This window comes from Tahibacter caeni, assembly GCF_024609805.1.
Lineage (GTDB): Bacteria > Pseudomonadota > Gammaproteobacteria > Xanthomonadales > Rhodanobacteraceae > Tahibacter > Tahibacter caeni.
Window position 1 is genome coordinate 1 of record NZ_JANFVR010000109.1, and the last position, 14,454, is coordinate 14,454.

The 14,454-nt window shown below is 70.0% G+C and carries 8 protein-coding genes and 1 pseudogene; 5 read left to right on the forward strand and 4 right to left on the reverse strand.

The window, feature by feature from the left end:
- The 4 genes from NON22_RS11435 to NON22_RS11450 all read left to right on the forward strand — a co-directional run.
- A partial coding sequence (locus NON22_RS11435; protein ID WP_257387063.1) for a hypothetical protein occupies positions 1-2,243 on the forward strand: 2,243 nt, incomplete at its 5' end.
- Positions 2,244-2,385: 142 nt separating this feature from the next.
- A complete protein-coding gene (locus tag NON22_RS11440) occupies positions 2,386-4,194 on the forward strand; it encodes a DUF1800 domain-containing protein (RefSeq protein ID WP_257387064.1) in 1,809 nt (602 codons plus the stop codon).
- Positions 4,195-4,201: 7 nt separating this feature from the next.
- A complete protein-coding gene (locus NON22_RS11445) occupies positions 4,202-5,659 on the forward strand; it encodes a DUF1501 domain-containing protein (protein ID WP_257387065.1) in 1,458 nt (485 codons plus the stop codon).
- Complete coding sequence (locus NON22_RS11450) at positions 5,631-6,029, forward strand: cupredoxin domain-containing protein (protein WP_257387066.1); 399 nt, start codon at positions 5,631-5,633, stop codon at positions 6,027-6,029. The genes NON22_RS11445 and NON22_RS11450 overlap by 29 nt, the downstream gene beginning before the upstream one ends.
- A gap of 239 nt (positions 6,030-6,268) precedes the next feature.
- Here NON22_RS11450 and NON22_RS24815 read toward each other — a convergent pair whose 3' ends face one another.
- From NON22_RS24815 to NON22_RS11460, 3 genes and pseudogenes are all read right to left on the reverse strand, one after another.
- Positions 6,269-7,795, reverse strand: coding sequence for a glycoside hydrolase family 18 protein (locus tag NON22_RS24815; RefSeq protein ID WP_425507969.1), 1,527 nt, complete (start codon positions 7,793-7,795; stop codon positions 6,269-6,271).
- A 15-nt stretch (positions 7,796-7,810) separates the two neighbouring features.
- A pseudogene (locus NON22_RS24985) lies at positions 7,811-8,404 on the reverse strand (fibronectin type III domain-containing protein); the annotation flags it as partial.
- Positions 8,405-9,350: 946 nt separating this feature from the next.
- Positions 9,351-10,601, reverse strand: coding sequence for a TIGR03862 family flavoprotein (locus NON22_RS11460; protein ID WP_257387067.1), 1,251 nt, complete (start codon positions 10,599-10,601; stop codon positions 9,351-9,353).
- A 102-nt stretch (positions 10,602-10,703) separates the two neighbouring features.
- Between NON22_RS11460 and NON22_RS11465 the strand changes: the two genes are divergently transcribed.
- Entirely contained in the window at positions 10,704-11,558 is an 855-nt protein-coding gene (locus tag NON22_RS11465; protein WP_257387068.1) for a hypothetical protein, read from the forward strand.
- Positions 11,559-11,757: 199 nt separating this feature from the next.
- Here NON22_RS11465 and NON22_RS11470 read toward each other — a convergent pair.
- The coding region (locus tag NON22_RS11470; RefSeq protein ID WP_257387069.1) for a collagenase at positions 11,758-14,454 on the reverse strand (2,697 nt) is incomplete at its 5' end.

Below are 14,454 nucleotides of genomic sequence, written 5' to 3' on the forward strand. Positions count from 1 at the left end.
CGGCCGCCGCGGCGCCGGCCGGGAGCCTCGTCCCCGCCGGCCGCGAAGCCCCCGGGAACGAAGCGGCCGAGGACGACGCCGACGGTGAAGCCGGCGGCGACATGGAACCGGTCGATCCGGCCGAACAGCGGCCGCAGAAGATGCCGCCGGAACGTCCGGCCGGCCGGGCCGTCGCCGCCGAGACCTGGGTCGCGCTCGGCCCGTCGCCGACCCAGTCGGCGCAGGTCGCCGTGCCGCCGGACAACGAAGTGTCCGGCGCGATCCACGCGATCGCGGCGCATCCGGGCAATGCCGACATCCTCTACGTCGGTGCGGTCAACGGCGGCATCTGGAAGACGACGAACGCCACGGCGGCGCGGCCGACCTGGACGCCGCAGACCGACAACCTGCCGTCGCAGTCGATCGGCGCGATCGCGTTCGATCCGACCGACGGAACGAACCAGACCCTGATCGCCGGCATCGGCCGCTTCAGCAACTTCGCCCAGCGCGGCGACGACGAGCTCGGGGTCTACCGCACGACCAACGGCGGCGCGAGCTGGACCCTGCACGGCGGCTCGACCCTGCTCGGCCAGAAGATCATCGCCGTGGCCGCGCGCGGTCCGACCCTGCTCGCCGCATCGACGACGGGCGGCCTGTTCCGCAGCACGAACACCGGTTCGACGTTCGGGCTGGCCTCGGGCACGGGCGGCCTGCCGACCGGCGGCATCTTCGATCTCGTCGGCAATCGCACGAACGCGAACCAGCTCTACATCGCCGTGCGCGGCAGCGCGCCGAAGGTGCTGCGCAGCGACGACGGCGGCGCGACCTGGAACGACGTCACCGCCGGCATCGCGAACCTCAGCAGCGCGACCGGCGCGATCCGCCTGGCCGTCGGTCCGTCCAACGTCGTGTTCGCGGCCATCGTCAACAGCAACGTGCTCGCCGGCGTCGTGCGCTCGACGAATCTTGGCGCGACCTGGACGCCGATGGACGTGCCCTCGATTCATCCGGGCGCGCAGGGCAACGTGAACACCTCGATCGCGGCCGATCCGTCCAACGCGAACCTCGTCTACCTCGGCGGCGACCGCATCACCGCGAGCCCGTTCACCGGCAACACGGTCCGCGGCGATGCGTCGCTCGCGGCCGGCAGCCAGTTTGCGATCATCCACGGCAGCGGCGCCGGCGGCACCTCGCCGCATGCGGACAGCCGCGCGATGGCCTTCGACGCGAACGGCGCCCTGCTCGAATCCGACGACGGCGGCATCTACCGGCGCAGCACGCCGGGCACGACCGGCACCTGGTCGTCGGTGATCGGCAATCTCGCGGTGACCGAAGTGCACGATCTCGCCCACGACCGCGTCGCGAACGTCATCATGATCGGCACGCAGGACAACGGCACGCACATGCAGCAGGCCGCGGCCAATCCGCGCTGGACCATGATCAACGGCGGCGACGGCGGCGACGCGGCCATCGACGACGACACGCTCGGCATCGCCGGCAGCTACCGCTACATCAGCTCGCAGAACAGCGGCGGCTTCCGCCGCACGCAATACAGCGCAGCCAACGCCGTCGTCGGCAATCTCGCGCTGCCGGCCATCGCCGACCCGCAGTTCGTCACGCCGGTGGAGCTCAATGCGACGACGTCGACGCGCATGCTCGTCGGCGGCACGAACACGCTCTACGAGTCGACCAACATCGCGACCGGCACGCCGACGTTCACCTCGCTCGGCACGCCGGGCGCGAACCGCAACGCGATGGCCTACGGCGCGGCCAACGATCCAGACGCGGCCTACGTCGGCAAGGGCGCGGCGGTGTTCCGGCGCCAGGGCGCGTCGTTCGTGGCGACCGCGGCGCTGCCGTCGGGCGCGGCCACGGTCACCGACGTCGCGATGGATCCGGACGATTCGCAGCTAGTGTTCGCGATCGACGACAACCAGGTGTTCCGCTCGGTCAACGGCGGCACGAGCTGGCAGGACGTGACCGGCAATCTCGGCGCGGTCAGCTCGCAGGACTTCCGCACGATCGAATTCATCCCCAGCGCGTTCGGCGACGGCGTCGCGCTCGGCACGCGCTCGGGCGTCTACTACGCGGCGGCCAATTCCGGCAGCTGGAGCCTGCTCGGCAGCGGCCTGCCCGACGTGCTCGTGTTCGACCTGCGCTACGTCGCGAGTTCGGGCCAGCTGATCGCCGGCACCCTGGGCCGCGGCGTCTGGAGCCTCGCCGTCGTCACCGACCGCATCTTCGCGAACGGCTTCCAGCAGTAAGCCGCGCGTCGCGCGCCGCGACCGTTCCCGACGGTCGACCGGCGCGCCGCAACGTTCCGCGTCGCAAGTTGCGGCACCGGTCATGAATCGACGGGCCCGGCTCGCCGTAGGCTTGCGCCGCGGCGGTCCACGGGGAAGGAACATGGCAGGTGCGGCACGGCAATGGCTCGGTCTGCTCGCTGGCCTGTTCGCGGCGGCGGCCGCGTTCGCGCAGACAACCGGGCACCGGCCCGACGCGATCTGGACCGACGCGTTCGAGGCGCCGGACCAGGGGCCGCGGCGCGACGGCGACGCGGCGCGCTTCCTCGCGCAGGCCACGTTCGGACCGACGACGGCGGAGATCGCGCGGCTGCGCAGCCTCGGCTATCGCGCCTGGCTGGAGCAGCAGTTCGCCGAGCCCGTGTCGACGAGCGAGCCGTATCTGGACTGGATCGCGAACCAGCCCGACGGCGACGTCACCGACGACGCCCGCCTGGAAATCTGGGCGATCAACGCGGCCGCGCTGCCGGACCCGAGCCGCGCGCAGCGCGTGCCGACCGATCTGCTGCGCCAGCGCGTCGCGTTCGCGCTGAGCCAGATCTTCGTCGTCTCGAACGCGAACGGCACGCTGAACTACCAGCCCTGGGCGCTCGCGAGCTACCAGGACATGCTCGCCACGCAGGCGTTCGGCAACTTCCGCGACCTGCTGCGCGCCGTGACCCTGCATCCGGCGATGGGCATCTATCTCAACATGCTGCAGAACCAGAAGGAGGACGACGGGCAGAACATCCACCCGGACGAGAACTTCGCGCGCGAGGTACTGCAGCTGTTCTCGGTCGGACTCGTGAAGCTCAACGCCGACGGCACGCCGCTGCTGCAGAACGGCCAGCCCGTGCCGACCTACGGCCAGGCCGCGGTGCGCGGCTTCGCCGCGGTATTCACGGGCTGGAACTGGAGCAACTTCGGCTGCGGACCGGCGACGTATACCTGCTGCGACGAAGAGACGTATTTCTGGTGCGGCCCCGGCAACCGCGACGAAGCGCCGTGGCAGCAGCCCATGCAGCCGGTCGAGGCGTTCCACGACACCGCGCACGACAAGCAGCTGCTGAACTATGCCGGCGCGAGCCTGCCCGGCGGCGTGCTCGCGCACGGCGGCAGCGCGACCGCGGAGCTCGACGCGGCGCTGGGCAACATCGTCGATCATCCGAACGTCGGCCCGTTCATCGCGCGGCGGCTGATTCAGAATCTCGTCACGAGCAATCCGACGCCGGCCTACGTCGGCCGCGTCGCGGCGAAATTCGCGGACAACGGGCAGGGCGTGCGCGGCGACATGAAGGCCGTGCTGCGCGCGATCCTGCTCGACGTGGAGGCGCGCAGCGGCTATCTGCAGCGACCCGACAGCTACGGACGGCTGCGCGAGCCGCTGCTGAAACTCACGCACCTGTGGCGCGCGATGGACGCGCGCTCGGGCAACGGGCGCGTCGGCAACCTGAGCACCTGGCCGCCGCTGGAACTGCGCCTCGGCGAGGCGCCGCTGCGTTCGCAGACCGTGTTCAATTTCTTCAAGCCCGACTACGCGCCGCCGGGCGAGATCCGCACGCGCGGGCTGCGCGCGCCGGAGTTCCAGATCCTGTCGGACTCGCTCGCGGTGTCGACGCCGAACCGGCTGTTCTACGAACTGTTCTGCTACTACACCGGCAGCGACCGCTGCTACGACAGCGACGCCGCCGAGACTTTGCAGATGAACCTCGCGCGCGACGCGCCGCTCGCGGCGAGCAATCCCGCCGCGCTGCTCGACCGCTACGACCTGCTGTTCCTGTCCGGGCAGATGTCGCCGTTCATGCGCGCGACCGTGCTGGCGCAACTGCAGGGACTGACCAGCGCCGACTACGGCGCCGCGCTCGGCCGCGTGCGCGTGCAGAACGCCCTGTACCTGATCATGAATTCGCCCGAATACTCGGTGCAGAAGTGAGGAAGGCATGAACGCGAACCGACGCCGATTCCTGCGCCGCAGCCTCGCCGCCTTCGGAGGCGCCGGCCTCTGTTCGGCGTTCGGCAACCTCAACGTGCTGGCCGCGGCGGCGAACCAGCATCGCTACGCGTTCGGCGACTACAAGGCGCTGGTCTGCGTCTACCTGAGCGGCGGCAACGACAGCTTCAACAGCATCGTGCCGTACAGCGCGACGCAGTACGCGGCGTACCGCCAGTCGCGCAACGGCCTGGTTTCCGCCGGCGGACTCGCGCTGGAGCAGGCGGCGGTCCAGGCGCAGGGCCTCGTCGCGCTGCCGGCCGCCGGCGGCCTGCCCGGCGGATTGCCGAGCGACGGCGGCAGCTACGGCCTGCATCCGTCGCTCGCGCCGCTGCGCGCGCTGTTCAACGACGGAAAGATGGCGGTCGTCGCGAACGTCGGAACCCTGCTGCAGCCGGTGACGCAGGCGCAATACCAGGCCGGCACCGTGCCGGTTCCGCCGCAGCTGTTCTCGCACGACGATCAGACGACCTGCTGGCAGACCGGGCGGCCCGACGACGCGAACGCCGACGGCTGGGGCGGCCGCATCGCCGACCTGCTGTACGAGAGCAACGTCGGCCTTGCGCCGATGAGCATTTCGCTCGCCAACGAGAACCGCTACCTGCGCGCCGCAATCGTCAATCCGTATGCGATGGACGCGTCGGGCGTCGACAAGATGAGCTACCTCGGCGACGGCGCCGAATCGTGGATCATGGGCGACAACCCCGGCGGCGCGGCGGCCTACCGCGCGTTGATCGCCGAGGGCACGCAGGCGCACGTGCTCGAGCGCGAATACGCGCGCAGCCATGCGCGCGCGATCGACAACTACGAGATCGTCAGCGCCGCGCTCGACAGCGCGCCGCCGCTCGCCACGGTCTTTCCCGACAGCGACCTCGGCGCACAGCTGCGCATGGTCGCGCGCCTGATCGGCGTGCGCGCGGCGCTGGGCATGAGCCGGCAGGTGTTCTACGTGTCCACCGGCGACTACGACACCCACGACGACCAGATCGACACGCAGCAGTCCAATCTCGCCGAGCTCGCCCAGGCGCTCGCTGCGTTCCAGGCGGCGATGGGAGAACTCGGCACCGGCACGCAGGTGACGACGTTCACTGCCTCGGACTTCGGCCGATCGCTCGCCGTCAACGGCGACGGCACCGATCACGGCTGGGGCGGGCATCACTTCGTGCTCGGCGGCGCCGTGCGCGGCGCGCGCTTCTACGGACGCATGCCGTCGCTGGTGCAGGGCACCGAGGCCGATCCGAACGCGAATCCCGACGACACCGGCTACGGCCAGATCATCCCGACGACGTCGGTCGACCAGTATGCGGCGACCCTCGCGGCCTGGTTCGGCGTCGGCGCCACCGACATCGGCGACATCTTCCCGAACCTGCACCGCTTCGATGCGAGCAATCTGCGCTTCCTCGGCTAGCCGCGTCGCGCTCGCGGCAGGTCTCGCCGCAAGCGGCGCGGCTGCGGCGCGCACGTTCGAGGTCGTCGCGAATCCCGACATGACCTTCACGCCGGCGACGCTGGTTATCCACCAGTACGACCGCATCGTGTTCCGCAACGGCGGCGGACTGCACAACGTCGTCGCCGACGACAACCGCTTCCGCTGCTCGGTCAACTGCAATACCAACACCGCACCGAGCGCGCAGCCCTGGAGCAGCGGCCTGCAGTTCACGCGGCTCGGCGACATCGGCTACTACTGCGAGCAGCACGGCGACCTGGGCAGCGGCATGCGCGGACTGATCCGCGTCATCGATCGCGTGTTCGTCGACGGGTTCGACATCGGCAGTTGAGCGGACGCCGGGTGCGCGCCGGTGCGCCGGATGCGGAGCCTTCGTCGCCGAACCTGCCGCGTCTCGCCTTGCTTCGGTTCGCTCCATCCAGGGCGCTCGAGCGTCGCGGAACGTTCGGCTCTGCACGACGATGTGCCGCCCACAGATGAAGTGGAAGCGAAGAAATGAAAAACGGAGAGCCGTCGCCGGCTCTCCGTTACGTTTTCAGCAGGCTTTACTTACGGGATCGCGACGGCCGACTACTGCAGTCCGTCCCTGATCGCCTGGGCCAGCGAGCCCTGCGCATCGTCGCCGCTGAACTCCCAGAAGAAGGCGCCGCCGAGATTCTGGTTCTTGACGTACTGCATCTTCTCGAACACCAGCGACGGATCGTCATAGCTCCAGAACTGGTTGCCGCTGAGCAGCCAGTGCGCGCGCGCGGTCGCGTCGGTGTAGTGGCTGCCGGACTTGGTCTTGAGCACCTTGTAGTCCTCGATGCCGGCTTCATAGGTGCCCGGCGCCGCGCTGCCGCTCTGGTACAGGCCGTTGTTGGCCGAGGACACATTGGTCCAGCCGCGGCCGTAGAAGCCGATGCCGAGGTTGAGCTTGGACGCCGGCACGCCGCGGCTGCGGAAGGCCTGGATCGCATCGTTGGAGTTGTACGAACGCTGGTCGCCCGTGGACGGATCGGCCGGCGAGCCGTACAGCGCCGAGTGATGGTTGGTCTGCGGATCCCAGGCGCCGTGGAAGTCGTAGGTCATCACGTTGATGAAATCGAGGTACTGGTGATAGCTGGCCGGATCGGTCACGCGGATCTTGTCCACGCCGGCGCCCGCGGCGATCGTCAGCAGCAGGCCCGGACGTACGGCGTCGAGCTGGCGGCGGAACTCGGCCAGCAGCGCGGTGAAGTTCGCGTTGTCCTCGGGCGAGCCGCAGGACAGGCCGCAGGCGACCGGATATTCCCAGTCGAGATCGATGCCGTCGAACACGCCGGCCGCCGCGCCCGCGCCGCCGGCGCCGTCGGTGACCGGCAGGTTGCCGCGGATGTAGGCGTCGATGCACGACGCGACGAAAGCCTGGCGGTTCTCCGGCCGCGCCGCGCTCGAGAAGCCGCGCGACCAGGTCCAGCCGCCGAGCGAGATCAGCACCTTGATGTTCGGATACTTGGCCTTGAGCTGCTTGAGCTGGTTCCAGTTGCCGCGCAGCGGCTGGTCCCAGGTGTCGGCGGTGCCGCTGACGCTCTCGGCCGCGCTGAACGCCTTGGTGTAGTCGGCGAATGCGTCGCCGCCGGCGCCGGTGTTCGGATCCGACGGAATCGTCAGGCCGACTTCGCAGCGGTTGTTGCGCACGTTGCCGAACGCGTAGTTGATGTGGGTCAGCTTCGCCGCGCTGTTGCTCGTGTCGATGTTCTTGACGCGATAGCCGCGACCGTAGATGCCCCACTGCACGAAGTAGCCGAGCACGGTCTTCGCGCCGCCGACGATGACGGGCCGGGTGCGCGCGCTGATCGCCGCGCTCTGCGCCGACGCGCCGGCCTCGCTGACCGCGGCCACGCTGAAGCTGTAGGCCGTGTCCGGGTTCAGGCCGCTGTTCGTGAAGCTGTTCGTCGCGACTTCGCCCTGCTGCGCGCCGCCGCGGAACACGCGGTACTTGATCGTGCAGTTCGGACCCGCGGCGACGTTGCCCCAGCTCAGGCTGATGCTGTTCGTGGTCTGGCTCGGCGAGGTCAGGCCGGCCGGCACCGAGGGCACGGTCGTGCAGGTACCGCCGCTCGGATTGGTCGTCACCGAGATCGCCGCGGACTGGGCCGAGGCGTTGTTGGCCGCGTCGCGCGCCCGCACGCGGTAGCTGTAGGTCGTGTTCGCGGTCAGGCCGCCGTCGGTGTACGTCGTCGCGGTCGGGCTGCCGACGAGGGTCGTGCCGCGGTAGACGTCGTAGCCGGCCACGCCGCTGCCGCCGGCGTTGTCGGTGGAGGCCGACCAGGTCAGGGTGACCGACGTGCTGGTCTTGGACGGGGAGGCGAGATTGGCCGGCACGCTGGGCGCGGTCGTGTCGCCGCCGCCGGTGCCGCAGGTGCCGAGGTCGCTGTACCAGCCGCAGCTCGTGCAATACGTCGGCGCGGCGTTCCAGATCGGTACGTTGGCCTGATACAGGTGATTGTCGTAGACGAGCTTGTCGCCCGGATTGTAGATCGTGGCCGGATTCCAGGCGGCGACGCCGGAGCAGTCGGCGGCCTGGACCGTCGCGGTCCACGACAGTGTGGAAAGTGCAACAACGAGCAGATGGTTGAAAGCCGATCGGAAGCGCATGTCCTTGACTCCGTTGCGAGTGAGTGCGGAGAGCGAAACCGGGGAGCGGCGAGCCTGCGTTGACTGACGGCGGCGGTCTGTCGGCATGCCGGCGGCTTCAGGGACCGCGGCACGGCGGCGATTCCGCGGAATCGCCGCGAACGGCAGGACCGCCGTCGCCGCCGGAGGGCTTCCGGACGCAACGGCAGCGACGACATGCCCTCCCCGGACATATCGACTGGGGCGAAACCCGTTGCCGCATCCGTGTCCGTGGTCAGTGCCCCCGCACTGCCGCCTGGGAACCGGTTCCCGGCCGGTTCCGTCGTCGACGATTCCTTCCCTGGTGCGCGCTGCCGCAGGGCAGGGCGCCGGATGCGCGGTCTTCGCCGCCGCGTCGGAGCGTGATCCAGGCCGGCAGCCTTGCCGGCGACGCGCCGCATCTTGCGGCGACTTCCGTGTCGACGGCTTCTCGCCGTCGGCCCGACGCGGGGCGTACAGTGCGCGTGACTGACAACGTTGTCAACAATTGCACGAAAAGGACTTGCGAGGCGTTTCACAGAACTGCAGTTCTGTTGCAATGCGGAAAATGGAGAATCAAGTGTGGCATGGGCTTCGGTCGATGAGCTGAGCCGATACGCGAGTTTTACGGCCTATCTAATGGAAAATCCTGCGAAGCCTCGCGCCGCGGCAGCGTGCTGAGCCGGCCGTGAGGCGGCAAGGACGGCCTCGGCCGGAAATGACAACGTAAGTCGTCGTAACCGAAACCGGGTCGCGAAAGCGTGCGGCCGCGCCGCTCCGCACGAGGGGCGACCGCGGGTTTGCCGGCAAGCCCGCAGGGCGAACCGCAGCGCCGCGGTTTCGAGGCAATGCTGCGGCCGTCTCGGCGACGCGGGCCGGCGCGGCTGATGAAAAAAATGCTGAATTTTTCAACGACGGCGACGAGCGGGGGCGATCCGGACGGCGCGGAAGCTTCTCGGTGCGAAGGTTTCGATGGTCCGGTTCGTCCTTCGAGGTCGCCGGCAACTGCGCGTGCGCGTGCCGCGACGACGCGCCGTCACGCGCGATCGCGCAACCACTGCGCGGCGGCGCGGCCGGCCACCAGGCCGCTGGCCATGCTCGCAGTCAGCAGGTAGCCGCCCGTCGGCGCTTCCCAGTCGAGCATCTCGCCGGCGCAGAACGTGCCGGGCAATGCGCGCAGCATGAGCTGCGCGGTCAGTGCTTCGAGCCGCACGCCGCCGGCCGTGCTGATCGCTTCGGCGACCGGGCGCGGGCGGCGCAGGCGCAGCGGCAGCGACTTGATCGTGCGCGCGACGAGCGCGGCATCGGCCAGCGCGGTCTTGTCGAGCACCTCGTAGATCAGCCCGGCCTTGACGCCGTCGATCCCCGCCTGCCGGCGCAGGTGTTCGCCGAACGAACGCTTGCCGCGCGGCCTGGTCAGCGCGCGCTGCAGTTCGGCGGGCTCCGTCGCCGGCGCGAGATCGAGCCGGATCACGGCCTCGCCGTCGCGCGCGATCGTCTCGCGCAGGTCGGCCGACGCCGCATAGATCAGGCTGCCTTCGACGCCGCCGGCGGTGATCACGAATTCGCCCTGGCGCGTTTCGTCGCGGCCGTCGCCGCGCCGCCAGTGCACGCTGACCGGTTTCAGCGGCGCGCCGGCGTGACGCTGCGCGAAATGCGCCGACCAGTCCGCGTCGAAGCCGCAGTTGGCCGGCTGCAGCGCGGCGATGTCGACGCCGCGCGCGGCCAGCGGCGCGACCCAGGCGCCGTCGGAACCGAGCACGGGCCAGCTCGCGCCGCCGAGCGCGAGCACGCAGGCCGCGGCGGCTACGGTTTGTTCGGCGCCGTCGCGATCGGCGAAGCGCAGATGTCCGTTCGCGTCCCAGCCGACGAAGCGCCGGTTGACGTGGAACTGCACGCCCTGTTCGCGCAGGCGGCGCACCCAGCCGCGCAGCAGCGGCGCGGCCTTGAGGTCCTGCGGGAACACGCGGCCCGAGCTGCCGACGAAGGTTTCCACGCCGAGGCCGCGGGCCCAGGCGCGCACGGCGTCGGCATCGAACACACGCAGCCAGTCGCGCACGGCGCCGGCGCGCGCGCCGAAGCGCGCGACGAAATCGGCGAACGGTTCGGAGTGCGTCAGGTTCAGGCCGCCCTTGCCGGCGATCAGGAACTTGCGGCCGACCGAGCCCATCGCGTCGTACAGCGCGACGGCGACGCCGGCCGCGCGCGCGGCCTCGGCGGCCATGAGCCCGGCCGGGCCTCCGCCGACGACGATCAAGGTTGACGCAGCGGCGGAATCGGCGGGCATGAGGTCGGCAGCGGAGCGGGCGCGCATGATACGCGAGGCCGCGGCAGGCTCGGCAGGCCGCGGCATTTGGCTAGCATAGGCGTCTTTGCCCGGGAGCCTCCGATGCGCCGCCCACTGCTGCCTGCGGTCCTGCTGTTCCTCGTCGCGACGCTGGCCGGCTGCGATCGCCCGTCGGAGGCGCCACGCGCGCCAGCGGCGCCGGCCGCGCCGGCGCCGCCCGCGAAGATCGTGCCCGGCGTGCGCGTGCGTCCGATGGCGCTGCCCGAAGCGCTCGCGACGGCGCCCGCAGTACCGGTCGCGAGCGCAGCGGCGGAAAAAGGCAAAGCGCCGTCGGCCGAACTCGCTGCGCAGCGCGCGCGCCTGCAGGATCTCGGCTTCGCGCCGCTGGCCGTGGACTGGTCGCAGCTGGAGCCCGGCGAAAAGCGCCCCGAATCCGTGTTGCGCGCGGCCGGCCTGCTGGTCTGGTTCGATGTGGAGACCAGTTCGTTTCCGAACGAGCACGACGGGCTGCTGCGCGAACTCGGCGCGGCGGCGGCCGGCGATCTGGCCGGCGTCGTGTTCGAGGAGATCGCGCCCGAGCCCGACACCGAAAACGGCCGCTACCGGCTGAATGCCTACGCCGACGGCAAGCGCTGGAGCGTGGATGCGCAGGATTTCGGCGACTGGTACGACGTCGACGCGGCGCTGCGCCTGGCCAATGCGGTGCTGCGAGACCGCGGCAGCGAGCGGCGTATGCTGCTGCTCGACAGCGAGGACCAGACCGCCGAAGTCGTCGTCGCGCCGCGTGCGGCCCTGGGAGCGGCGCTGCGCGAAGGCGTGCTCCACGCCGGCGACGCCGATCTCGCGCGCGAACTCGGCAAGCAGGCCGAGGATGAACGCCGCGCGGCGATCCCGGGCGCCGTGGCGCCAGGCGCTGCCGCGGAGGTGAAAGAAGGAGCGTCCAACGGCGCGCAATGAGCCGTCGGCGTCGGCCGTTGCAGCCGGCGCCGCAGCTTGCCGCGCTTCCGCGTCTCCTGGAGTCGAGACTGCGAAGAGTGATCGGAACCGCGGGTTCCGATCACTCTTCGCACCCGACGGACCGGGCGACCCGACGTGCAGCGTCTGGCCGAGGTGGTCATCGCAGCGCGGCCTGGGAGCAGCACTGCCGACGTCGGCCTCAGTACTCCGTGCTGATGCTCACGCCGCCGAAGCCCGTCGCCGCGAGCAGGCTCACGTAGTAGTAGCCGGCCGGCGGATTCGCGATCGTCAACATTTCCTCGTTGCCGGCATTGACCGAGCGTTGCTGGTAGCTGCCGCTCGTCGCCCAACCGCTCGCGTTCGCATAGAGGTCGGCATTGCCGCTGCCGCCGCTGACGCGGATGCGCAGCTGGCTCGTGCCGGCCGGGATCTGCAGGTAGAAATAGGCGTAGCCGCCCTGCGCCGCGGCGACGTTGCTGCGCCGGCAGTTCCTGCCGAGTTCGCGCGTGTCGGCCGCGCTGCATTCGGGCAGTCCCGCCGGCGGCGTGAAGCTCGCGACGAGACTCGCGCCGGCGAACGCCGAATAGCCGTTCAGCATCACGTGGTAGCGGCCGGCCTGCGGCGCGGCGACCGTGCAGGTCTCGTTGTTGCCGCCGAGATACGGCCGGCAGTCGTAGGCGCTCGTCGTCGGCGCGCTCGCGTAGCGCAGATAGAGGTCGGCGTCGCCGCTGCCGCCGCTGAGGCTGACGTTCAGATTCGTCGCACCGGCCGGCACGTCGATCGTGAAATACAGCTTGCCGTTCTGCGCCGCGGCGAGGCCCGTGCGCGCCACGCCGTTCTGCAGTTCGGTGCCGCCGGCCGGTGCGGTCACGACGACCGTGCGCGTCGCGCTCCGGCTCGCGCCGCGGTCGTCGGTCACGTTCAGGCTGACCGTGTAGCTGCCGCCGGCCGCATAGGTCTTGCCCGGATTCGTCGCCGTCGACGTAGTGCCGTCGCCGAAGTTCCAGCTGCGCGCGACGATGCTGCCGTCGATGTCGCTCGATCCGTCGCTGAAGCTCACGGCCAGTCCGTTCGCGACGAAGCTGAAGCTCGCCGTCGGCGGCTGGTTCGTCGCGCCGCCGCAGCCGCTGCCGGCCGGATTCGCGACGCAGGCGAGGAAGGTGCGGAATTCGCTGTCGTAGCGCGTGCCGATGCCGTTCATGAAGCTGGCGTAGCCGGTGTAGTTGCCGGGACGGAAATAGGCGAGGATGCTCGTGACGTTGCCGCGATGCTTCTCGAACAGGAAGCGTACGGCCAGATAGCCCCAGCGATAGACGCGCGTCGTGCCGCTGTCGTAGTCGTTCTGGAATATTGTGCTCAGCGCATAGGTGCCGGCGGCCGCTTCGCTGATCGCCGCGGCGTAGGCGAGATTGCGGTAGCCGTAGGACACGTATTCGGCGAAGCCTTCGACCCACCAGACGGTCTTCTGCGCCATCGCGGCCGAGAAGTCGCCGTACATGTCGTAGCGGCCGTCGAGGTAGTGCACATACTCGTGGGTCAGGTTCCAGATCTCGAAGGCCGGCCGCAGCCACTCGGCCTCGTAGGCGATGAAGCGCGCCTGGTTGCCGGCCGCGGCCGGATCGCCTTCGAGGTACATGCCGCCGTTGTTGGTGTCGATGCCGAACAGCGCGCCGGCATAGGTGCCGTAGTCGTCGCTGCTGTCGAACACGACCATTTCGAGCGCCGTGTTGTTGTCGTTCGCGACCGGCACGCGGTTGCTCGCGACCAGCGCATGGAAGTAGCCGTCGAGCCCGGCGACCGTGCTGCAGGCGCTGTCGATCTCGGCCTGGCTCATGGACTGCGCGCGCAGGCGCAGGGTGGCACTGCACTGATGGCTGATCGGCAGCACGGCGGCGGACAGCCGCTGCTGGAAATCGCAGAGGCCGTAGTAGCTGCAGTTGGCCTTGTCGTAGTAGTCGACCATTTCGCCGAGGCCGACCCAGAGCGGCGCGGTCGCGCCGGTCACCGCGCTGCGGTCGAGCAGGCTCCTGGCGCGCGAGCGCGCCAGGCTCTGCAGGCTGCCGCCGTACTGCAGGAAGCGGCCGAGTTCGCGGCCCGCATTGGCCACGAGATAGCCGTCGTCGTGGCCGAGCCGCGCGAAATGCGTGTTTGCGAAGTTGTACAGCGTGTCGACGATCGAGGTGTCGGACTGCACGAGGCTCACGAATGCCGCGTCGTAGTGGCCGCGGAACACGACCGTGAACGCGTTGTTCGTCGCCGACTTCATCCAGAAGTACGGCGCATACGCGGCCGGCGCATAGTTGCCGAGCAGGCGCTTGACCACGTAGAGATAACGCGCGTTCTCGCCGGCGCTGTCGAGCAGGGTCACGTATTCGGCCAGCACTTCGCCGTGCGCGTCGTCGACGCGGTTGAAGTTCGCGTTGGCCGCGAACGCGTCGAGCGCCGGGCGTATCGCGTTACGCAGGTTCGCGCCGTAGCTGCCCACCGTGGCCGGATCGTAGTACTGCACGTAGTAGCCGGCGCGCAGGAACAGGATCAGCTGCAGCACGCGGCCGGCGTTGCTGCCGTCGTAGCCCGCCGCGGCGCTCTGCAGGGCGCCGGCGATGCTGACCATCTGTGCTTCGCGGAACGTACCGGCCGCGGTGCCCCCGGTCAGGCCGAACAGGCTGTTGATGCATGCCGTGTCGGCGGCCTTGACCGCGGACACGAGCGCGCTGCCGCTCAGGCTCGCGAACTGTGCGCCGTCGCAGGCGGCCTTGAGACCGGCCGGACTCGACGGCCGCGCGGGCAGCGCCGCCTGCGGCTGCGGCAGATCGTAGTCGGAGCGGTGCACGGCCGGCAGCGCGGCCGCCGGCGGCCGCTGCGCGGTGCCGAGGTACTGCTCGCGATGCGCGTG